The 22,262-nt window shown below is 39.3% G+C and carries 25 protein-coding genes; 16 read left to right on the forward strand and 9 right to left on the reverse strand.

The features are described 5' to 3' along the window. Positions 1-56: 56 nt before the first annotated feature. Positions 57-1,739, reverse strand: coding sequence for a ribonuclease J1 (gene rnjA, locus O3605_RS04650; RefSeq protein ID WP_070586717.1), 1,683 nt, complete (start codon positions 1,737-1,739; stop codon positions 57-59). Positions 1,740-1,742: 3 nt separating this feature from the next. Continuing rightward, positions 1,743-1,973 (reverse strand): DNA-directed RNA polymerase subunit epsilon, encoded by a 231-nt coding sequence (gene rpoY / locus O3605_RS04655; protein ID WP_003008866.1) that lies wholly within the window; start codon positions 1,971-1,973, stop codon positions 1,743-1,745. Between the two features lie 292 nt (positions 1,974-2,265). Here rpoY and tsaB point away from each other — a divergent pair, with 292 nt between their 5' ends. The 9 genes from tsaB to O3605_RS04700 all read left to right on the forward strand — a co-directional run bounded on the left by tsaB (position 2,266) and on the right by O3605_RS04700 (position 8,508). Then, entirely contained in the window at positions 2,266-2,949 is a 684-nt protein-coding gene (tsaB, locus tag O3605_RS04660; protein ID WP_195529301.1) for a tRNA (adenosine(37)-N6)-threonylcarbamoyltransferase complex dimerization subunit type 1 TsaB, read from the forward strand. After that, on the forward strand, positions 2,946-3,383 hold the full coding sequence (gene rimI, locus O3605_RS04665) for a ribosomal protein S18-alanine N-acetyltransferase (RefSeq protein ID WP_195529305.1): 438 nt from the start codon (positions 2,946-2,948) through the stop codon (positions 3,381-3,383). The genes tsaB and rimI overlap by 4 nt, the downstream gene beginning before the upstream one ends. Further along, positions 3,373-4,383 carry a tRNA (adenosine(37)-N6)-threonylcarbamoyltransferase complex transferase subunit TsaD gene (gene tsaD, locus O3605_RS04670; RefSeq protein ID WP_045759937.1) on the forward strand — a complete coding sequence of 337 codons (1,011 nt, stop codon included), beginning with the start codon at positions 3,373-3,375 and terminating at the stop codon, positions 4,381-4,383. The genes rimI and tsaD overlap by 11 nt, the downstream gene beginning before the upstream one ends. Positions 4,384-4,521: 138 nt before the next feature. Continuing rightward, positions 4,522-5,487, forward strand: coding sequence for a hypothetical protein (locus O3605_RS04675; protein ID WP_371585333.1), 966 nt, complete (start codon positions 4,522-4,524; stop codon positions 5,485-5,487). Positions 5,488-5,500: 13 nt separating this feature from the next. Next, positions 5,501-6,067, forward strand: coding sequence for a hypothetical protein (locus O3605_RS04680; RefSeq protein WP_371585334.1), 567 nt, complete (start codon positions 5,501-5,503; stop codon positions 6,065-6,067). Between the two features lie 26 nt (positions 6,068-6,093). Next, a complete protein-coding gene (locus O3605_RS04685; protein WP_371585335.1) occupies positions 6,094-6,624 on the forward strand; it encodes a DUF3592 domain-containing protein in 531 nt (176 codons plus the stop codon). 110 nt (positions 6,625-6,734) lie between these two features. Continuing rightward, the gene (locus tag O3605_RS04690) at positions 6,735-7,430 is read left to right on the forward strand and encodes an AzlC family ABC transporter permease (RefSeq protein ID WP_003003018.1); all 696 of its coding nucleotides are present in this window, start codon (positions 6,735-6,737) and stop codon (positions 7,428-7,430) included. Further along, on the forward strand, positions 7,417-7,743 hold the full coding sequence (locus tag O3605_RS04695) for a branched-chain amino acid transport AzlD family protein (RefSeq protein WP_303470920.1): 327 nt from the start codon (positions 7,417-7,419) through the stop codon (positions 7,741-7,743). The genes O3605_RS04690 and O3605_RS04695 overlap by 14 nt, the downstream gene beginning before the upstream one ends. Positions 7,744-7,845: 102 nt before the next feature. Then, positions 7,846-8,508, forward strand: coding sequence for a hypothetical protein (locus O3605_RS04700; protein ID WP_303470917.1), 663 nt, complete (start codon positions 7,846-7,848; stop codon positions 8,506-8,508). 34 nt (positions 8,509-8,542) lie between these two features. Here O3605_RS04700 and aao read toward each other — a convergent pair whose 3' ends face one another. From aao to larA, 5 genes are all read right to left on the reverse strand, one after another. Then, positions 8,543-9,715, reverse strand: a complete 1,173-nt coding sequence (aao, locus tag O3605_RS04705; protein ID WP_371585336.1) for an aminoacetone oxidase — start codon at positions 9,713-9,715, stop codon at positions 8,543-8,545. Positions 9,716-9,853: 138 nt separating this feature from the next. Next, positions 9,854-10,567 carry a D/L-lactic acid transporter LarD gene (larD, locus tag O3605_RS04710; protein WP_049489294.1) on the reverse strand — a complete coding sequence of 238 codons (714 nt, stop codon included), beginning with the start codon at positions 10,565-10,567 and terminating at the stop codon, positions 9,854-9,856. 20 nt (positions 10,568-10,587) lie between these two features. Continuing rightward, positions 10,588-11,931 carry a nickel pincer cofactor biosynthesis protein LarC gene (gene larC, locus O3605_RS04715; protein ID WP_371585337.1) on the reverse strand — a complete coding sequence of 448 codons (1,344 nt, stop codon included), beginning with the start codon at positions 11,929-11,931 and terminating at the stop codon, positions 10,588-10,590. Further along, positions 11,931-12,698 carry a nickel pincer cofactor biosynthesis protein LarB gene (gene larB, locus O3605_RS04720; RefSeq protein WP_371585338.1) on the reverse strand — a complete coding sequence of 256 codons (768 nt, stop codon included), beginning with the start codon at positions 12,696-12,698 and terminating at the stop codon, positions 11,931-11,933. The genes larC and larB overlap by 1 nt, the downstream gene beginning before the upstream one ends. A gap of 8 nt (positions 12,699-12,706) precedes the next feature. Then, positions 12,707-13,981 (reverse strand): nickel-dependent lactate racemase, encoded by a 1,275-nt coding sequence (larA, locus tag O3605_RS04725; RefSeq protein ID WP_371585339.1) that lies wholly within the window; start codon positions 13,979-13,981, stop codon positions 12,707-12,709. A gap of 160 nt (positions 13,982-14,141) precedes the next feature. Here larA and O3605_RS04730 point away from each other — a divergent pair, with 160 nt between their 5' ends. Genes O3605_RS04730 through O3605_RS04740 form a run of 3 tightly spaced genes read left to right on the forward strand, consistent with a single transcriptional unit; the run spans position 14,142 to position 16,185 of the window. After that, positions 14,142-14,807: a Crp/Fnr family transcriptional regulator gene (locus O3605_RS04730; protein WP_021153951.1), complete on the forward strand. Its 666-nt coding sequence runs from the start codon at positions 14,142-14,144 to the stop codon at positions 14,805-14,807. A gap of 1 nt (position 14,808) precedes the next feature. Further along, a complete protein-coding gene (gene larE, locus O3605_RS04735; RefSeq protein ID WP_023919180.1) occupies positions 14,809-15,657 on the forward strand; it encodes an ATP-dependent sacrificial sulfur transferase LarE in 849 nt (282 codons plus the stop codon). A 3-nt stretch (positions 15,658-15,660) separates the two neighbouring features. Then, positions 15,661-16,185, forward strand: coding sequence for a DUF924 family protein (locus O3605_RS04740; RefSeq protein WP_070507038.1), 525 nt, complete (start codon positions 15,661-15,663; stop codon positions 16,183-16,185). A gap of 366 nt (positions 16,186-16,551) precedes the next feature. Here O3605_RS04740 and O3605_RS04745 read toward each other — a convergent pair whose 3' ends face one another. Together O3605_RS04745 and O3605_RS04750 are read right to left on the reverse strand one after the other, a co-directional pair. Next, positions 16,552-18,312: a DUF4365 domain-containing protein gene (locus O3605_RS04745; protein WP_371585340.1), complete on the reverse strand. Its 1,761-nt coding sequence runs from the start codon at positions 18,310-18,312 to the stop codon at positions 16,552-16,554. Positions 18,313-18,650: 338 nt separating this feature from the next. Continuing rightward, positions 18,651-19,514: a helix-turn-helix domain-containing protein gene (locus O3605_RS04750; RefSeq protein ID WP_254743080.1), complete on the reverse strand. Its 864-nt coding sequence runs from the start codon at positions 19,512-19,514 to the stop codon at positions 18,651-18,653. 186 nt (positions 19,515-19,700) lie between these two features. Here O3605_RS04750 and O3605_RS04755 point away from each other — a divergent pair, with 186 nt between their 5' ends. The 4 genes from O3605_RS04755 to O3605_RS04775 all read left to right on the forward strand — a co-directional run bounded on the left by O3605_RS04755 (position 19,701) and on the right by O3605_RS04775 (position 22,256). Next, positions 19,701-19,871, forward strand: a complete 171-nt coding sequence (locus tag O3605_RS04755) for a PhrA family quorum-sensing system peptide (RefSeq protein WP_001227861.1) — start codon at positions 19,701-19,703, stop codon at positions 19,869-19,871. A 913-nt stretch (positions 19,872-20,784) separates the two neighbouring features. After that, the gene (locus O3605_RS04760; protein WP_371585341.1) at positions 20,785-21,327 is read left to right on the forward strand and encodes a hypothetical protein; all 543 of its coding nucleotides are present in this window, start codon (positions 20,785-20,787) and stop codon (positions 21,325-21,327) included. 24 nt (positions 21,328-21,351) lie between these two features. Then, positions 21,352-21,582, forward strand: coding sequence for a hypothetical protein (locus O3605_RS04765; protein ID WP_070594655.1), 231 nt, complete (start codon positions 21,352-21,354; stop codon positions 21,580-21,582). Positions 21,583-21,896: 314 nt separating this feature from the next. Then, the gene (locus O3605_RS04775) at positions 21,897-22,256 is read left to right on the forward strand and encodes a hypothetical protein (RefSeq protein WP_037615877.1); all 360 of its coding nucleotides are present in this window, start codon (positions 21,897-21,899) and stop codon (positions 22,254-22,256) included. Positions 22,257-22,262: the final 6 nt, after the last annotated feature.

The following is a 22,262-nucleotide window of genomic DNA, read 5'->3' on the forward strand; positions in this document are numbered from 1 at the left end:
ATCCTCAAAAGGTCACTATAAAACCAGTTGAAACAGTGGTTTCAACTGGTTGTTTTTTAATTTTCGTCATCTGGTGTGAGAATCATTGGGATAATGATAGGTTCACGTTCCGTGCTCTCGTATAAGAATGGGCGAAGGGCATTGACAATCGCACCATTGACGGTTTGGATATTGGCATCTTTGTTCTTCAAGGCGATACGAATAGCATTGAAGAGAATGCGTTGGCTTTCACGAATCAGATCTCCTGATTCACGCATGTAGATGAAACCACGGCTCAAGATGTCTGGTCCAGCCAGGATCATCTTCGATTTGAAGTCAACAGTCGCAACAGCAAGTACGACACCATCTTCGGAAAGGTCTCTCCGGTCACGAAGAACGGCAGCTCCGATTTCACCGATACGATTTCCATCGACATAGATATCTTGAGCATTGAAGCTTCCTGCGATCCGAGCAGAGTTGGCTGTAAGAGCGAGGACATCACCATTACTCATGATGAAGATATTGTCTTTTTCCACTCCACAATCACGCGCAAGTCCTGCGTGGATCTTCTGCATCCGGTATTCACCATGGACAGGCATGAAGTATTTTGGTTTGATCAAGCGGAGCATAAGTTTTTGTTCTTGTTGCCCCCCGTGTCCAGAAGTATGGATGTTGTTGATCTTCCCGTGAATGACCTCTACACCCGCTTCAGAAATCGTATTGATCAATTTATTCACACTGGTTGTATTTCCAGGAATCGGACTAGAAGAGAAGATCACGGTATCTCCTGGTTGGAGTTGCACTTGGCGGTGCGTTCCGTTGGCAATCCGAGAGAGGGCTGCCATTGGCTCTCCTTGGCTTCCTGTACACATGATCAGGATTTCATTGGCCGCATAGTCTTTGATCTCATTTGGCTCGATAATGGTTCCAGCAGGGACCTTGATATAGCCAAGCTCGATTCCATTGACGATGGCTTTTTCCATCGAGCGTCCAAAGACGACGATCTTACGACCTGTCTTGACAGCTGCCTCAGCTGCTTGTTGGAGACGGAAGATATTCGAAGCAAAGGAAGCAAAGATGATGCGCCCGTGGATCCCTTCGATGATCTTCATGATGGATTGGCCAACTACTTTTTCAGAGTTGGTAAAGGTTGGGACTTCTGCGTTGGTTGAGTCTGAAAGCAGGCAGAGAACGCCTTCTTCCCCAAGGGCCGCCATACGATGGAGGTCAGCTGGTTCCCCAACAGGTGTGAAGTCAAATTTGAAGTCTCCGGTACAGACAATCTTTCCTTGAGGGGTGTGAATCACAATCCCTAAAGGTTCTGGAATCGAGTGAGTCGTACGGAAGAAGGTTGCTTTAAGATTTTTAAATTGAAGCTCAGTGTTTTGGTTGATTTCGTAGAGTTTGGCATCGCGAAGAAGGCCATGCTCTTCTAATTTTCCACGGATCAAGGCAAGCGCCAAAGGCCCAGCATAGATAGGGACATTGGCTTGTTTCAAAAGGAAAGGAATCCCACCTATGTGGTCTTCGTGTCCGTGGGTAATGAGAACCGCTTTGACGCGATCGATATTGTCAACGATATAAGAGTAATCTGGGATGACATAGTCGATCCCAAGGAGGTCATCTTCTGGAAATTTGATCCCGGCATCGACAATGATGATTTCATCTTGGTATTCGATCCCGTAGGTATTTTTCCCGATCTCTCCAAGTCCACCAATGGCAAATACACCAACTTCTTCAGGTTTTAAGGTATAAGCCATGGATTAGTACTCCGTTAGTTCAAAAGCACCTGACTCTTTCTCATAAGCAAGGTGTTGCTCAGAAAGTGGTGTGATAAATTCAATGTTGAAATCTGTGTTTGCTTCAACCAATTGACGTGCTTGGATGCGTCCTTCGCGTTCATTTGGTGCATCAATATCGAGATAAAGTGCATGCGTGGTTTCACGACGAGGGTTGCGGTCTTTTGTTTCCTGATAAAAAACTTTGTAAATCATGAAGTAATTTTCCTTTCATTATTTCGGTCTATTTGTTAGCTACGGAGGAGTGCAATCACTAGAGTTTCCTACTCGCAACTAGTGGACCTGATTCGATGCAATTAATTATTATTATATCATAAATTCGCCTGTAAGTAAAAGATAGACTGGAAAAGTCAGAGAGGCAAAGACCTATAATAGAGAAGCTTTTAAGCGATTTTGGATATGAAAATCCTGCGCTCTGGAGGAGAGTTTCGCTGGGATTTGAAGGGAATTTGTAGTATAATATAATCCAGTTCAAGAGGAGTAGGAAATGAAATTATTAGCATTTGATACCTCGAGTAAGGCTCTTTCTGTAGCGATTTTAGAAGATGAGACTCTACTTGCAGAAACAACATTAACCATTAAAAAAAATCATAGTATCACCTTGATGCCGGTCATCGATTTTTTAATGCAACAAATCGATTTGACACCCAAGGACTTGGATCGCATCGTGGTGGCAGATGGTCCTGGGAGCTACACTGGACTGCGCATTGCGGTCGCAACGGCAAAGACCTTGGCTCATACCTTAGGAATTGAATTGGTCGGGGTTTCGAGCCTCTTAGCCCTAGTGCCAGATGATCTAGAAGGTTTGGTAGTGCCCGTCATGGATGCCCGTCGGAACAACGTTTATGCAGGTTTTTACCAAGATGATCAGCTGGTCGCACCAGAAGGGCATTTTCCATTTGAGGAAGTCCTAGAGCGTGCAGCGACAAGTGAGCAGGTCACCTTTGTCGGAGAAGTCACTGCCTTTAAGGAGCAGATTGCCTCTAGCCTACCAAGGGCTACTTACTATGAAACCTTGCCAGATGCAGTGAAAATCGGACGTCTCGGTTTCAAACAAGCGCCTGTTAGCCTCCATGATTTTGTCCCTCATTATCTCAAACGGGTCGAAGCGGAGGAAAATTGGCTCAAAAACCACACGGAAACAACGACCTCTTACATCAAGCGCCTATGATGAAAGGAACAATCAGGAAAGGGAGTAGCCAAGATGCGGCTGCTATTCTCGCTGTGCTGGAAGATGTCTATGAAGCTAGCCCCTGGAAGTTGGAGCAGATTGAAGCTGATTTAGAGCAGGAATCGATCTTCTATTTCCTAGCTGTGGATGAGGGGCAAGTCCTTGGTTTTGTCGCCATTCAAGTGACTCTCTATGAAGCAGAGGTCTTACAGATCGCGGTCAAGCGCGCCTTTCAAGGCCAAGGCCTAGCTCAGCAGTTACTCGCGCAGTTGCCGGACCAAAAAGAAATTTTCTTAGAAGTGCGCGTGTCCAATCAACCGGCCCAAGGCCTATACAAAAAAATGCATTTTGAAGAAATTGCACGGAGGAAAAACTACTATCACGATCCCATAGAGGATGCTGTGATCATGAAGAGGAACCCAAATGAAAGATAGATATATTTTGGCTTTTGAGACATCTTGTGATGAGACCAGTGTGGCTGTCTTGAAAAATGACGACCAACTCTTGTCCAATGTCATTGCCAGTCAAATCGAAAGTCACAAGCGTTTTGGTGGGGTGGTGCCTGAGGTAGCCTCTCGTCACCATGTGGAAGTCATCACCGCTTGTATTGAAGAAGCCCTGGAAGAAGCCGGTATCACAGAAGCAGATGTCACAGCTGTGGCTGTCACCTACGGTCCAGGCCTAGTTGGAGCTCTTTTAGTCGGCCTAGCTGCAGCCAAGGCCTTTGCCTGGGCGCATGGACTTCCTTTGATTCCTGTCAATCATATGGCAGGGCATTTGATGGCCGCTCAAAGCGTCGAGCCCTTAGAGTTTCCGCTTTTGGCCTTGCTGGTGAGTGGAGGACATACAGAACTAGTCTACGTCAGTGAAGCGGGTGATTATAAGATCGTCGGAGAGACCCGTGATGATGCTGTCGGAGAGGCTTATGACAAGGTTGGGCGCGTCATGGGCTTGACCTATCCAGCAGGACGTGAGATTGATCAGCTGGCCCACCAAGGGGCTGATATCTACGATTTCCCACGGGCCATGATCAAGGAAGACAATCTGGAATTCTCCTTTTCAGGGCTCAAATCGGCCTTTATCAATCTGCACCATAATGCGCAGCAAAAAGGAGAAAGTCTCTCCAATGCAGACTTGTCTGCAAGTTTTCAGGCAGCCGTACTTGACATTCTCATGGCCAAGACCAAGAAGGCTTTGGAGAAATATCCGGTCAAAACTCTAGTCGTCGCTGGTGGCGTCGCAGCCAACCAAGGCCTTCGTGAACGCTTGGCTTCTGAGATCACCGATGTCAAGGTCATCATTCCTCCTCTGCGCCTCTGTGGGGACAATGCAGGGATGATCGCCTATGCCAGCGTCAGTGAGTGGAACAAAGAAAACTTCGCAGGCTGGGATCTTAATGCCAAACCAAGCCTAGCCTTTGAAGGAATTGAATAAGAAAAAGGAGCCAATTGGATATGCGATTCCAATGGCTTTTTTGCTGAAATCTCACCAACTAGTAGCGGATTTGCGGTTGACAAGAAAATTCGGTATGATAGAGGGAATGAAACTGAGGTGGAAGAGAGGAACGAGCGCATGTTAAAGTTACCAAATCGAGTCAAAAAACTAATCTTTGGCATGATTGGCCTAGGCTTTGTGTTGAGTTTGTCTTATATGACTTATATCTCTATTTATATAAAACCATATACGTTTATTGATCTGAAAGAAAAAATTGTCGATTATGATTTTATTGAAAATGGGAAGGTTATCGTTACAAAATGGGATTATTCAAATAAACTTGATTATTATATGACAAAGAATAATGGGGGCGTTTTACGATCGTATCCAATTGTTGGGAAAACGAAAATTGTTAAAGAATACCACAAACTAAAGGATATTAATGATATGAAACATAATATTCCGGATGGGAAAGAGTATTGGGGTATTACTATATACAATATAAAAAATAAGAAATTAACTCCTAAGGATTATGATCTTTTTAAAATGACTCGTGAATACAACAAATCATATGTACCAGATAGAATTGACAATGTTATCTATATTAGTAATGGCAAAGAATTGTTGGATATATACTTAAAAATTCCTAAGGATCATTATAAGAAGGACATTATTAAATCTATTGATTTACAATCAGGAAAGGTAATTGATCAAGGTGATACAACTGAAAAAGAAGTTGTGAATGATTCAACCAACTATATTTCATTTTTACCTATTCATGAGCAGCTAACAATGGCTGATCGTAGAATCTCATTAGATAAAACCAAAAAATTTCCTGAACCCGATGCTGTAATGTTTGATAAGTACCCAAATACTAAAGATTTATTTTCCGAAAATCATTCTATGATAGGGATTTTGGTAGATAGACCTAGTGTGGATACGAACATTCCTATACTTCAACTTTTAGTGAATCAAAAAACGAATTTATTTAAAAATGTTACAATACCAGCAGAATATTCTATAGATGGCCAAGAACATGAGATTCATTCCTATGATGAGTTTAAACAATTCTACAATAAAATAGAAAACATACAAGGAAAGTGAAAAAGAGGTCATTATGCCAACAATGATTAATTTAGGAATATGGGAAAACAAGAATTACCATTTTGATTGGGAGGGAAAAGTCATACTAGAAGAGACATCTTCTCCTAACTACTGGTCTTATGTACTGCTCCCTATTACATTATTTATTATTAACAAAATTTCGGATGGATTAGCGGAGGCTGGAATATTTGACAATCAGTTGGTCCGACTTGGAACGATTCCGATTTTAGGTGTTATCTCCTACTTCCTTGCTGCTTGGATCATTCGATATTACCATGCAAGCCTGAAATTACAAACATCTAAGTTGGATGAGGATCAGTGCAAGAAGTTCATCAAGGCATTAAAGAGACGGAAGATGTACTTTACATTTCTGGTCAATCTTTTTAGGTTCCTAACTGTAGCCACGATTCTTTTGTTTGTCATCGGAAATGAAACCATTGCAGCACTCTTTTTGATGATTAGTTTTATAGTGATATTTGTGTTCAAATTTGATTACCAACTTCATAAATGGAATGATATGATAGAGACTATCTCCCAAGAAGTGGAAAATGGTGAGCAAGAAAGATTTGATAGCTTTTAATATTCTTAAAAATAGGAGGTAGAAAAATGCCATTATATATTATATTTCTTTTTGCAATAGGGGGTGGCTCTATCTATTTCCTAATTTCTAAGCGTTTTGCAAGAAGGAAAAATCTATCAACAGAACGGGTTGATGGTATTGTTGTTGGGTATGCATATGCAAAACAGGTGATTCCACCAATTGTAGAATATATTGTTGATGGAGTAGCATATAAGAGACAATTAGAATACCGTTGGACCGTGGTGAAGTCTGCCCCTTGGATGAGCCGTAAGGCGGTAGCTGATACACCGGATCTTTTGGGTGAAAATTTAGTGATTTCTAGAAATTCAATTGTCTCCAATACAAACGTTTTAGAAGAAGCCTTTCCCAAAGGATCCATCATGACTGTCTGGTATAATCCTCAAAATCCAAGAGAGTCCTATGTTGAACGTTTTTGTAATAAAGATAAACTGTATAAAAAGTTAGCTCTTCTCTTTCTCGTTCTCTACATCATTTTTATGATCGTTTTTGTGACACTTACTATTTTATCTATAATATACAATTGGAAGGCTAATTAAGATTTTAAAATATAAGTGCAGTAGGAATCGTTTGAGTCTTTCATTGGTCCTTTTTCAACCTTTTTTCTCGTGTTATAATAGAGGTCAATGATTCAGAAAGGAGTGAGAGAGTGGAAAAAGATTTTTGGCAGGGGGTGAGGGACGCGCTACCGACGGCTTTGGGCTATATCAGTATTGGCCTGGCTTGTGGTGTGGTGGCGTCTCCCTATCTTTCTCCTTTGGAGATGGCCTTGATGAGTGTATTGGTCTATGCTGGGGCGGCCCAGTTTGCGATGATCTCTCTGATTGCGGCTCATTCTTCGATATTGAATATGGCCTTGACGGTGTGTTTGATCAATCTCCGTAATATGTTGATGAGTCTGCATACGTCGTCTGACTTTAAGGATGCTAGTCTCGCTCATACTATCGGGATTGGAAGTCTCCTGACTGATGAGAGTTATGGGGTCTACTTGAGTGAGAAGTTAAAGACGGATACCATTACAGTTCCTTGGATGCATGGGAACAATCTAGTAGGCTATGTGGCCTGGATCAGTGCGACGGTTATCGGAACAGCTCTAGGATCTCTCCTACCTGATCCAAAGGCTTTTGGGCTTGATTTTGCTTTAGTGGCTATGTTTATTGGGATTTTTGCAGCCCAGTTTCAAGGAATGCAACTAACAGAAAAGACCAAGACCATGCTCATGGTGCTGTTAGCAGTAGCAGTGAGTTTCTTTCTCTTACTCTTTTTTGTTTCGCAACCTCTAGCAGTGTTAGCTGCGACCTTGATCGGCTGTTTTGTGGGGGTGGTCTGTGATGCGCGTGAATAGTTATATCTTCATGGCCATTCTGGCCTCAGCCCTCGTTACCTGGATTCCTCGGATCTTGCCCTTCCTCTTAGTCAAATATAAGGGACTGCCGGCTCCTGTGACCCGCTTTCTCAAATACCTGCCCATTTCCATTATCTTTGCCTTGGTTTTATCAAGTTTAGTAGATGGGAAAATTGGGAATCTCCCGCAGCTCCACTGGTTGGACTTAGTAGTGACCATTCCCAGTCTCTTTGTAGCCTTTCGTTACAAAAACCTTATGGGAACTGTTTTGTTTGGAATTGTCTTGATTGCCCTATTGCGATTGGTATTTTAAATGTAAAAATATGTTACAAAAAAGTTACAATTATTACAAAAAAACTTGATTTTTGTAATAATTGGAGTATAATGGGAGTCAGAAAGATAAAGAGGTGATCGTATGAAAAAATCAATCTTCCGTTGGAGTGCCGCTGTTCTGGTGGCTGCTTCACTTGGTCTAGCTCTCGGTGGTTGTGGTGCAAAGGATAAAAAAACAGCTTCCTCATCCGAAAAAGCATCTACCAGCAAGGTAGAGAAAAAAGCCAAAAGTAATAGCAAAAAGAGTGCGGCATCTTCCTCTCAGGCAAACGATACAGCTAGCTCTTCGACTCAAGCAAGTAGCGCGACAGCTGCAAAAGACTCTGGTAAGACAGAGAATGCGTCTACTACGACGCAAGCTCCTGTCCCTGCAGAATTGGTGGGAACTTGGGTAGGATCTAGTCCACAAGCGGATGCGATTAAAATGACAGTGGATGCCAATGGAGATGTGACAACAGTGGTTAGCTTCAAAAATGATAGCGAACCAACTCGGACAGCTACCTATACAGCAAGAGCAGTAAAAGCAACAGGCAATATCTACTATTGGGAGTCAGAAGGATTGGATGGAGCTGATGCCTTGCTTCCTGGGATCACAGGGCTAGGTGTAGCCAACTTCCGACTGGAGCCAGGTTTTGTCTTAGAAGAAGGACACTATACCCCGATTGTTTTCACAGCGCCTGTCAATACAGAATTTGACTACACCAAATACAATGATTTCCGTTTTTCATTAACCAAAGAACAATAAAAAGACGAACTCGATGGAAAATCGAGTTCGTTTTTTAGTAATGAGGGCTCCCTGCTACCCAACCGGTGCAGAGGGCGGATGTGATATTAAAACCGCCTGTATGGGCATTGATATCGAGGACTTCTCCTGCAAAGTGGAGCCCAGGAACGAGCTTACTTTCTAGGGTTTTAGGATTGATTTCTTTAAGGCTGACACCACCCTTGGTCACAAAGGACTTAGCTAGTGACATCTTCCCAGTGAAGGGGATAGGTAGCTCTTTGATCTTTTGAATGAGCTCTTCTGTTTGAAGAGGAGTGAGTTGCTTGGCTTTTTCAGGGAATCCTTGCGCCAAGAAATCAGCTAATCGTTCAGGAAGAAGGGCTTTGAGGCTATTTTTAATGGCCTTTTCTCGATGCTCTTCTAGAAAGTCTTTTAACTCTTGAGAAGAGCTTGTCGGAAGGAGGTCCAGAGATAAGATTTCCCCGCCTTTAACAAAGCTAGACATCCGAAGGGCTGCAGGACCAGAGAGACCGAAATGTGTAAAGAGAAGGTCGTGTGTGATGATGTGTTTACCGTAGCTGAGGGTCACATCTGTCAGAGAGATCCCTTGGAGGGCCTTGTGTGGAAAATCTGTCAAAAGAGGACTTTCTGCCGCTTCGAGATCTGTGATGGTGTGTTTAAAGTGGCGGGCAATTTCGTGTCCGTAGCCAGTAGAGCCGGTAGAAGGGTAGGATTTGCCTCCAGTTGTGACGATCAGCTTATCAGCTGTCCAAGTGTTTTCAGATGATTTGACGATGAAGACGTCTTCTGGCTTGGTGACAGAGACCACTTCACAGTTGGTGGCAATGCTAGCACCAAGCTCGAGGATCTTATTTTCTAAGGCTTGAATAATGGTGCGAGATTGATCACTAACAGGAAAGACCCGACCATGGTCTTCGACTTTTAGTTTGACGCCATTATCGGTGAAAAATTGGATGATATCATGATTATCAAATTGGGAAAACACACTGTAAAGAAAACGGCCATTTCCAGGGATACCGGCCATCAAATCGTCTAAGGTACCGTTGTTCGTGACATTACAGCGACCTCCTCCGGTACCTGCAAGTTTCTTACCTAGCTTTTTATTTTTTTCGATCAGTAGCGTAGGTTGGCCATAAGAGGCGCTGGCAATGGTCGCCATCATACCTGCTGGGCCACCACCGATGACAATGGTGTGAAAGTGAGTCATGTCGTTCTTCCTTCTCTTGTTTTTTTCATGATTTGCTCTGTCCATTATATCATTTTATGGATGGCTTCGGAAAATGAAGGAATCAAAAAAACAAGCACCTTTCGATGCTTGCTTTTGAATGATTCTTCGATCAACTCATTACATGATTCCAAGGAAGTAACGGATGAAGAAGAAGGCAAGGACAGCACCAACAAATGGAGCAGTACCTGGTACAAGAAGACCATATTGCCAGTCGTTGTTTACTTTATCTTTGATTGGCAAGATTTGGTAAGCGAAACGAGGTCCAAGGTCACGCGCTTGGTTCATCGCGAAACCTGTAGTACCACCAAGACCCATACCGATAGCCCAAACGATCAAACCAACAGTGAATGGAAGCATTGCTTCGTTGGCGTGTTCAGCAGCCATGATAGATGTCAAGAAGATAAATGTTGCGAACGCTTCGACGAAGTAGTTACGTGGAAGGTTACGGCAGTTAGGGTTAGTTGAGAAGATGTTACGGATAGCAACACCATCAATTTGACCTTCAGAAATCTTGAAGTGGTCTGCATACATAAAGTAAGCAATGACTGCACCAAGGAAGGCACCGATCATTTCAGCGATTGCAATTGGGAAGAATTGAGCGATTGTCAATTTACCAAGAAGGACTTTCAACAAAGCCATAGCAGGGTTCATTGAAACGCCGCCAAAGACAAACAAGCAGACAGTGATACCGAATGCCCATGTAGTGATCGCGAATAAGTGTCCAGTTCCAGCATATTTTGTTTTCTTCAAAACGTCGTCACAGTGTACGCCAACCCCGAAGATAATCATCAAAGCTGTACTCATAACTTCTGCAAGTAATTGATGTGTCATGTTAATTAATGTCTCCTAAATTAATAAATGTATTTTTGTAATTGGTGATAAACTTCTTGAATCGGCAACTGCATCTCCGTAGCAATACGCTGACAGTCTTCGTATTCAAGTGTTTTTTTAGTGGTAGATCCGTACTGGTTAATTTTTACCGTAACGGGTCCAAATTCCGTATCGATTTGTTCAAATCGACGTTGCATGACCTTTCGGTCGACTTGTTGGTATCGAAAACCAATGGTACTGGTTTCTTTGAACAAGAGGGCTGAAAAATCTTCTAACTGACTTCCTTGAATCAAGAGAATCAACTCAAAGCCAGGGCGATTCTTTTTCATAACGACGCTACGATAGTAGACATCTAAAGCTCCAGCGTCCAGGAAACGGTGGATAATATAACCGAGTTGCTCTGGTGTTTGATCATCGATCGTAGTGGTGATCTCAATAATTTGATCTTCCGTGCGATGAACAACAGTGGTGCTGTGAGCGGTGTCTTCTTTCAATAGCGAACCGCGTAAAGCATTGAATTTTCCAGTCTCTCTTTTACCAAATCCATAGCCCACACTTTCGATGGAAAGGTGAGAGGGGATTGGTTCAAAGATTGGGGACAATGCTTTAAGGAGGGCTAACCCTGTCGGAGTAATCAACTCCGTTTTAACTGTGAAGTCTTGAGTAATCGGAATAGTCGTTCCTTTTCTCAACTGCATCACAGCGGGAACCGGAACAGGCATTTCTCCATGGGCAACTGAAATAGTCCCACTTCCCTCAGTGAGAGGAGTAGAGTAAACCGTATCGATACCGAGCGATTCCACTAGGATGAAAAAGCTAACGATATCGACGATGGAGTCAATTGCACCAATTTCATGGAAATGAATCTGTTCGACAGGCATGTTATGCACAGCTGCTTCGGCCTTTGCGATATCAAGAAAGACTTCAAGACTTTTTTGTTTCACAAAAGGACTCAACTGTGAAGCGGCAATCAGATCGTGGATATCCGCATAACTGCGAGCATCCGCGTGGGAATGGTGATGATGGTGTTCATGATCGTGATGGTGTTCGTGATCATGATGGTGTTCATGATCGTGATGATGCTCGTGATCATGATGATGTTCATGATCGTGATGATGAGCATGATCGTGATCAAAATCACCTTCAATCCCCGTATCTTTCTCCCCGTGGTGAAGGTGAACATCGAAATCAGTTCCCCAAATTGCGCTTTTTGCGACGCGATGAACGTGGAGGTGGAAACCGTCCACTCCCAGTTTCTCGAGTTCTGTGTGAAGAAGCTCGACATCTGCCCCAAGGTCCACAAGAAGACCATTGAGCATATCGCCACTTATTCCAGAAAAAGGTTCTAAAAATAGACTGGTCATCAGTTTTCCTTTCGATTGTGGTTGAGTCGATTGATCATACATGCTGAATAAGCTGCACCAAATCCGTTATCAATGTTGACGACCGTTACGCCAGAAGCGCAAGAGGTCAACATACTCATCAAGGTTGTTAGCCCTTGAAGGTTGCTTCCGTATCCAATGCTGGTCGGAACGGCAATAACGGGGACATCCACAAGGCCTCCTACGACACTGACAAGAGCTCCTTCCATACCGGCAATCACGATGATCACACTGGCTTTTTGGATCTCTTCTAAGCGATTGAAGAGGCGATGGATGCCGGCGACTCCCACATCATAGATTCGGCGAACCGAATGGCCAAAGGTTTCTGCAGTGACTGCAGCTTCTTCTGCAACAGGAACATCACTTGTCCCTGCTGTGACGACCGCAATGTAGTGTTCAGGATCGGCTTCTTCCTTTTTAGAGTTGAGAACGAAGCAGCGAGCTTCTGGATAATAGTGGCCAGTCGGAAAGCGTTGAGAAAGAGCCTCTCCCTTTTGGAGAGAGACTCTTGTTGTGAGGATCGGCAATTCTTTCTGTGAAAGAAATTGCAGGATTCCTTCAATTTGCTCAACTGTCTTTCCTTCGCCGTATACGACCTCAGGGAAGCCGTTGCGACGTTGCCGGTCAGTATCAATTGCTGCATACCCTAGTTCTTTAACCCCGTTGATTTGCTCCAGCGCATCCTCTACAGAGAGATGGCCAGCTTGCAAGTCACGGAGTGTTTGTTCTAGATTTGGTTGAAAATCCATGGTAGATTCTATTCAACAACGACAGAAAGTCCGTCGCGGATAACTGTTACTTTCGCATCTTTTCCTTCACGAGCAAAGGCTTTTTCAAGCGCTTCGTCAAATGAAGTTGCAAGTTCCATGTGCATACCTGTGATCAAAGCAGGATCGACAAGGTCAGATACAAAGATAACATGGTGGTGTACCAAAATACGAGCCAAGATTTGAGAAGTCCATTGGTCTGGAACAGTTTCCAAACGAGGTGTATTGATAGCTTGTTCCAAGAAATCTTTTGGATCTTTGACGTCAGCAAGGTTACGATAGAATCCTTCTCCACCGTGACCATCCGCACATCCAGCAACCATGATGATGGTTCCGCCTTCTTTGTTTGAAGCTTCAGCAGCTGTCATCCCTTTAACGGCTTGGTAGATGTTTTGGTCAAGTGGGAAACCACCGTTTGTTGAAATAGTAATGTCGCTTTCGATCTTAGATACGTGTGCCAAGTCTGCAACAAATTCACAACCAACTTTGTGGGCTTCAACCATGTCCCCAGCGAAAGATCCGATGATGTGTTTTTCGCCGTCCAATACAACATTGACGATGAAGGCCAATTTTGCAGTACGAGCAGCGTAAAGCATATCTTCATGGATTGGATTGTGGTCAAGGTTACCAGTACGTGCTTTATCAGAGTTGATGAAGTCACCTGAGTGGTTCGCCATGATAGTCTTGTATGAAGCAATACCTGGAAGGACTGATTTACGTCCACCTGAGAATCCAGCAAAGAAGTGAGATTCGATGAATCCTTCTGCTAGCAACAAGTCAGCTTCAGCAGCAATCTTGTTGATGATACAATCCCCACCTGAAGGAAGTTGACCGATTTTAACCATGTCATCGTCGTTTGTTGAAATGTGCATAACGATTTCTTCATTGTCAACGATTTCTTGGCCGTATTTATTGATCAATTCTTCACGAGTTGAAGGACGGTGGAAACCAGTAGCAACCAAGATACGCACGCGTGCATCAGGGTTAACCGAGCGAATACGACGCAAAATGATTGGAGTGATGATGTGAGAAGGAACGGGACGAGTGTGGTCAGAACTGATCAACACGATGTCTTTTTTGCCTTTAGCAAGTTCTTCCAAAGTAGGGCTGCCGATAGGGTTGTCCATTGAACGTTCAACAGTTTCTTCTTCAGACAGTGGGTTATGGAAGTTTTCCGCCTTAGACTCTAACAATCCTGCAAAGTTTTCATCTGGAATCTTTGCAACAATCGATTTTTTGTCGTACGGTAATTTAATTTCTACCATTATTTGCGATCTCCTTTATTAATACTGATACTTATAGTATAATTCTTTTTAAAAAGAGGTGTGCACCAATTGATGTCAACAAATGTTAACTATACTAATTAAGAACAGGTGTATCATTAGTGTGACTTCAAGAAAGAGCAGATGGGGAGGAAAAACCGTCGTGAATTCAGAATTTTTAGTGAAATTTTTGGAAGAGAGGCGAACGCCGATCGTCAAGAAAAAATACCATAGTTACCTCTCCTATCGTGGGATCAAAGAGGATTACATCTACATCTTGAAAGAAGGTGTGGTCAAGACAAGTGTCATCATGCGTGATGGGCGTGAGTTTAACTTTTCCTATCTAAAAGCCATTGACATTGTCTCTTTGATTCGTGATGAGGTGTCCAACTATACAGACTCACCTTTCAATGTGCGAGTGGAGACAGAAGAAGCAAGTTTTTATCGTATTCCTCGGGTCAAGTTTTGGAATTTTGTCAAAGAGCATAAAGAGCTGCAGGACTATGTGAGGGACTATTATCGTAATAAACTGTCTGAAAGTATGGAGTCTCAGCAGTATATGATGATGAATGGTAAAAAAGGGGCGGTTTGTTTTCATTTGCAAAAACTAAGCAGTTTGTTTGGTGTGGAGCAAGAAGACGGCTTCTTGATTGATTTCAACATTACCAATGAAGATATTGCCGGTTTTTGTGGGATTTCGACGCGAAACAGTGTCAATCGCATTCTCAATGAATTAAAACGAGAAGGTGTTTTGGATATTCGACAGCAAAAGATCGTGATTTTGGATAATGAACGGATTGAAGAATTTATCGGAAGGGAGCTATTCTAAGATGGCAACAGAAGCACAAATCAGAAAAGAAAAAGAAGAAAAATTACAAGATATTTTACGAAAAATCGGAAAGGTAGCCGTTACCTATTCAGGTGGGATTGACAGCTCTTATCTCTTGAAGGTGGCCTTGGATACCTTGGGACCTGACAATGTTATTGCGGCCGTCGTGAACTCTGAGATGTTTTCAAATGAAGAATTCGATCTAGCGCTCGACTTGGCCGATCAGCTAGGAGCACCTGTGCTTGGACTGGAAATGAGAGAATTGAGTGATCCACGGATTGCTGCCAATACGCCCAATATTTGGTATTACACCAAACAATTGATGTACCAAACTATTAAGGATTCAGTTACAGAACTGGGCTTTAAGCAATTGGTAGACGGCAATATTATGGATGATATCGACGATTTTCGCCCTGGTATCAAGGCTCGGGACGAAGCGGGTGTCCGCAGTGTCTTGCAAGAAGCCGGCCTCTATAAGACAGAAATTCGTCAATTGGCCAAGGAAAGAGGGGTCTCCAATTGGAATAAGGTGCCATCTTGTAGCGTTGCCTCACGCTTCCCATACGGAGTGAAAATCACTTCAGAAAATGTACAACGGGTTTTTGAAGGGGAAGAGTTCCTTGTAGGACTTGGCTTTGAGCAAGTCCGTGTGCGTGTGCATGGAGACTTGGCGCGCATCGAAGTGGAAGAAGACCATCTGCTTAAAGCCATCCAACTGCATGACAAGATCAATGACTACATGAAAAAAATCGGATTTACCTATGTAGCCTTGGATTTGGCTGGATATAAGTACGGCCGGATGAATGATGCATTGGATGAAAAAACAAAAGAAAAAATTATGGCAGGTTAAGCAATGAAGGAAGTGATAAGGTTCTGGTTCGAAGAGTTGAAGCCAGAGGATTGGTTCAAAAAATCAGAAGCACTGGATCAAGAAATGCGGGAGCGCTTTGAGGAACTTTATTGGAAGGCCAGTCGTGGGGAATTGTTTCACTGGCGGGCTACGGCAGAAGGGCGTTTAGCAGAGATTTTGCTCTTGGACCAAATTCCTCGCAATATTTTTCGAGGGACTGCCCAAGCTTTTGCGACAGATTCCCTGGCCTTGGTCTTGGCCCAAGAAGGCTTAGAGCAAGCCTTGGATCTACCAGTTGTACAAAGAGGATTTTTCTACATGCCTTTTATGCATTCTGAGTCCTTAGTCATTCATGAAGAAGCCCTGCGCCTATTTGATCAACCGGGCTTAGAAAAGCGTTTGAAGTATGAGAAGATGCACATGGACATTCTTCAACAATTTGGGCGTTATCCACATCGGAATGCCATCTTAGGACGGCCTTCGACCAAGGAAGAAGAGGAGTATTTGAAAGGACATTCTGGCTTTTAAAGGAAGAAGAGGCCCACAGATTTCAAAACTCTTTTCTTTCTTCATGAAATTGCCTGAAACAGCAGGCATGATGTCAGAGTTCCCTCACCAAAGCTTTTCCAAGCGTTTAAAAAATGGTATAATGAACTGTAAATTTCAGAAGTTGGAAGGAATGTAATTGCTATGATGAATATGCAAGACTTGATTTAAGATTCTTTAAGTCTTGTTATACATAGAAATATTGATTTTAAAGTATTTAGTCTTCGATATAATTAACAATTTTTAGATGTATTACACTATATTGGACAGTAAATGGACAGTGACAGAGTGTTTGAAGGAGAGAAAAAGAGGCCTAAGTGCCTCTTTTTAAATAAGATGATTGTGTTATTACGAAAAGTTTAGAAGGCGATAAATCGGATATTCAATAAAGCGTTCCCTCTGATTTTTGGAAAACTCATTTTCAAATAAATAATTTGCTTGTTCTTTATATCCTAATATACAAGCTGTAGCGTATCGAATTTCAACTGAATTGTGATTCATTAAAGACAAAAGATAGCTATTATCTTCAGTTGTTAATGTGTTTAAACGTTTTTTAATTTGTAGTAAATTGAGTTTATTAAATTCAGAATTGTCCATATCTACAAGTTTTTTTGCAAATTCAAAACAAGATTGTAAAACATTTTGATCACATTTATTATCACTATAGTTTATCAGTTTTAATAATCCAAGATCTATATTTTCAATTGGAATTTTATTTGATGAATATGATGAAAGGTAATCAGAAATATCAAAATTGTCTATAAGCAATAGCTGTTTTAAATCAACAGCCTCATATTTTGAAAATTGGTGATTATTTTCGTCAACTAAAATCATATCATAATTACTGAAATTATATAATCGATAATCTGGTGTATCTGAATTTTCTGGTATTAATAATAATAATACATGTATATTTGCAAATGTAATGACTTGGATTGTATGATAATCATTACGATCTAATGTAATTAACTCTTCATTTATAATGCCCTTATACAATAAATCAACTATTCTAGAATCTTGTTGTGACCAATTCGTGAAATCGACGTCCTTAGAAATTTTAAGCTTATCCAGTATCTTTTCTAAACGGATATGTGCATCTAAATTATTCTTTAAAAAATTAAAATCAATTTTAGACAGATTCTTATCGCTAATTGCTAGTTTGTGATTATTTAAGATAATTCCTTTATTTTTTTGAATTTCTAAAATAAATTCCAACCCATCAATTCTTTTTGAAAGAATATTTGAAATGGAATAATTTAGAGTTAGGGATACATTTTCAGGTTTCTCTTGTACTTTAATTGAACAACCATTCCCAAAATCAATAGTATAATCATTCTTAGTCTTGTATTTAAAAATTGTTTGATATACTTTTTCGTTTCCCTGGATTTGAACGTGCATCTCATTTTCTTTAAATAATTGTAGATCAAATATGTCATCTAGTAGAGGCTCAGCTATTGTTGCTCCTTTGGGTTTGTAATAAAGATCTAGTTCACCAGATTTTGCATACTCAAGAATATCTAGATATTCTTTACCGATGAATTTGATTTGGAACTCTCCATCCAAATACTCAGAACTATTAAATAGGGATTCTTGGCTTCGTAATTCAACGTGGGCAAAACCTTTTTGATATTTCCGCTTTTGAATAAAATTTTGAAAGACTAGATTTAATTCTACTTCATTATCAGGTAGAGGTTTCATAGTAACGGAAATATTGATTGTATTTGTCTTTTTGTTATTTTTGCCATGTAGAATTTTCTTAATTACCTTTGGTGTTAATGAGGCATAAGTGACAGTTGGTGTTTCATCTTTTAAGTAAACCACAAAATAAAGTACGCCTCCTTCATTTAGATAGTGTTCTAAATTATTTCTTTTTATAGAGTATCCTTTATTTTTATTATAGTGATCGTCTTTACCTTTTACTTGAACTGGTATTCTCTCTACTAAGTCAATATTTTTTTTCACTGTATTTTTGTAAAAATAAATATGACCATCCCATATAGGCTCTCTATCACCTTCAGAAATTTCTCTATGAATATGTTTAGATTTTTTTAGTGCCAGTTTTAAATAGTCAATAGCGTCTTCTTCGATTTGTTTAGATGATTTAGACATAATTAACCTCTTAATAAGTTGTTCTATACTAAGTATTATATCAATTTATGTGATAATTTTTCTAAATTATCCTTGCTATCCTAATATCATTCCTAAGAAAATCAAAGATTTATGACTAAATGGATAGATGATTACGAATATAAGGTTAGGAGATTAGAGAATTTTATCAATATACTTGATAATACAAGAAATCAAAATGTTACCAAATTAGAACGGGAAACAAAATCAGTATAGTTATTTGAGATACCATGAAAAAATTATAAGGCTGATAGTATTAATATCACTATCAGCCTTACAGGTTATTTAACGTTTCAGAAAAACTATAATGTCAAGATTAACTATACAGTATCTAATTCCTTCAAATAATTTTCTATCTTCATCAACATTAAAGGATTGTTATAAATCTTACATAACTCTCTTGCTTCTATATAATAATTTTTGACTTGTTCTTTGTCTAGAAATTTGGCTCCAGCATTTCCTACAAGAATAAGTAGGGGAGCCAGTTGGTAGCTTGTCTGTCTTTGTTTACAGAGTTCAATCGTCTCAAGAGCTTCTTGGATAGCTTCGTTATATTTTTCCTTTGACACTAGGTAGTGAGCGTAGTTATAACGAACTCTGATGTAGCCAAATAAAAACTCTTGATGCTCAAAATTTTTTGTCTGATATAACTCCATTAAATGAGAGTAGTTTGCCTCATATTCTTGTTCACGACCCACTAAGGAATAGAAGTTAGATAGAGTATTCAATACCTTTAAATAAATCAGAGTATTTGAGGAGACTTTTAATAATATATTTTCCAATGAAGAAATAGCCTCACACTTACTGTCATATTGATAGAAGTCAATAATAGCTTTAATCCATTCAAGGTAAGTTCGGTCTTCTAGTGTTAGAAAAGTACTTCGTTCGATCTCTATTCTATAAATATATTCCAAATCTTCATAATTTCTGTCATCTAATAGTCGAGCAGATAATTGCTTGAAATTAGAGAGGTTAGATTTAATTTCAATTTGTTCATTAAAAAAATAATCTAATGGTACTTCAAGTCGTTGTGAGAGTTTGAACAAAAGGTCTGCGGAGGGAATGAAATGCCCTCTCTCAATTTTACTAATCTGGCTTTGTTCACAAATTCCTTCTGCAAGAGTTTGTTGGGAGAGTCCTAGCTCTTTTCTTTTTAATCTGAATTTCTCTGCGAGTGTATTCATTAAAGATAATAAACCTTCCTATTTGCTTAATTTCATTATAAAATTTTTAGTTCAAAATAGCAAGTTAAAGGAATAAATAATTCTTTATGGTAATAAAAAAAAAGTTCAAAGCGCAATAAAAATAATTGCATAAATAATATATATGTGTTAGAATAAAAATAAGGAAAAAGAAAGGGGTTTCATTGCATGAGAAAAAAACGTGGAATTAAAAAATTAGTTACATTTGCATTACTAGGTGTTTTTATGTTTAGTAATACAATTCCTTACCAACAGTTTATTCAGAAGAATAAACAATTGGAGATTCGAGTGCAATCACAAAAGGAGTCCAATGGTCTTGATGTTGGGAAGGCTGATTAGTTGATTAAATGATGAAAATACTAATTAACTATATGGTATTTCTGTTTTATCTAATTTTTAATTAGAAAGAAGTGATTCTAATGTACAAGGGTGTAATTTGTTAGAATTTCAAAAATTTAGAGCATTTTTGGCTTAGTAATATGTGTTGAAGGCTCAAAATCTATGGTAAAAAAGTAGCTTTGAAAACGTATTACCTCCAAAGATTTAGTTAAATAATGAATTAACATAAAAAGAAATTATTGAAGTTCTGGAAAGATGTTGTTTCAGTATTGAAATCATTGAGAAAAAGTGGGAAAAATTTGCGATTTTCACAGAGAAAGGAAGAAAAAGTATAGAAATAAGTCTTGAAAAACTGGATTTGAAGAATTATTTTGATTATATTGTTTCGGATGACAATTGCTATTGAAGATTCGTACTCAGGGATACAGGTATCAACTAGTGCTGGTATTGATACTATTGGATATTACGATTACCCATTGCCTTTATTTAATGCTAAGGCAAATTGGAAGGCTGGAAGTATGCAAGAAGTATTGAACGTAATTCAATCACAACATGAGTTTTAAAACGTCTAGACGTACTTAGAAAAATTAGAAATATACTTTTCGGGAATCTGTCCATAGATGAACAAAAGAAGCTTCAAAAAAATGTTTCTAATATTTATTTTAGGTCTATTCTTAATCCCATTACTTAGACCACATATAGTTGGTTGGCTAAAAACTATATGTGGTTAATAGTAATGATAACCTTATTTAACAAAAAGTTTTCCCTTTTATTTTTTAATAGCATTGTTTTGACAAATTGACTTCCACGTTTATTGGCGGTAGAAGTTAGTTTAAGAATATAGCACTTCGAGAAATTGCCTATTTTTATAGAAGCATATTATTAAGTAAAAAAACAAAAAGAAGGTGATATTATGAAATATCATAAAATAATTATTAAAGGTAGTTGTACCTTATTGTTAATTTTTTCTTCGTTCTCTCCCTTAAGTACTGTACTGTCTGAAGAACAGTCAGCTCCTCCGATTGAGATTTTGCAACAAGAAATCTCCAAATTAAGATTAGAAGAAGGTAAGCAATATACATTACAAGAATTATTAGACAGAACGTCTCTGTCAAACTATGAAAAAGAAACAATATCTAAGGAAATCATTACACAAGTACAAAAAGAAATTAATGAAGAACAGTCAAGATCTATGTTTCGAGCTCTCGTAACTAATGTTTATAGACATTTAAGTCCTTCGGAAGTTAAAGAATGTGCACGACAATTTCGAACAATTGGTAGTTTAGTAAAATTAATTCCAAGATATGGCTCTTTAATTGAAAAACTCTATATCGTAAACGCTGAATCATATGAATATGCTGCTGCAAGAGGTTGGGGAATTGATCTTTTGATAACCTTAGATCCTTATAATCCTACAAGTACAGGTATGACTTTTAGTTTTAGATATTCTCATTAGTTTAATTAAAGGGGGGACTGTGTTATGGTAACTAAGTATTACAAGTATATTCCTTGGTTGGTTTTAGGAGCTATTGGATCTTATGAGTCCGCAACTTATTTTGGACATAGTACATTTGATATACTGTATTTATCTATTGTTTTTATGATTGTTTACGTAGCTTTGTTCATTCTACACGAAAAATATCTGAAATATAAATATAAAGAAATATTTACAAAGATTATGAGCAATCCTGAAAAAGATCATCATCCCTAGTAAGATATAGCATAATAAAGCCCTAGCAACCAGATTGTACTGACCCCAAAAAGTTAGACAATTAATTTAAGCAAAGGATTTAGTTCTGTATTGCACAGGGCTGAGTCCTTTTCTATTATTTGTATAGAAGTGTATACATTTTTAATCTATAGTCGTAGAGATTTAGTAAAACTATAGCCAAATATAGATCTTTTTCTAAAATTTACTAATGTCTGTTATAATGGACATTATTTGAAATTTCCATTATAACAGACATTGATACAGTTTTGTAACATTATTTTGGTATAGTAATATTATAAAAGGAGGCGAGAAACATGAGAAAATTTGTTAGCATATTATTGTTGTCATTATCAATAATTACGCTAATTGCTTGCACTAAAAATAAGCAACAATCTCTGGATGGCGAATACTATTGGATATCAAGTGAAAGAAATGAATTGGCATTTACTATAAAAGGGAATAGAGGTTCAATAAAACACGGAGAAGCTGATAGTTTTACAATTGATCAAGAAAGTAACACCTTCCTTTTATCAGGAGAAGGTAGAAGTGATTCAACAGTAAAATATAAAGTTAAGGATGGCACCATTACAGTCGATATATCTGGAATAGAACATGAATATTACCAAAAAGGCAGTAAAGCATATAATAAAGCACTTCAACAATATAATAAGTAGAAATAG

Source organism: Streptococcus sp. 27098_8_99, from assembly GCF_041431935.1.
Lineage (GTDB): Bacteria > Bacillota > Bacilli > Lactobacillales > Streptococcaceae > Streptococcus > Streptococcus parasanguinis_D.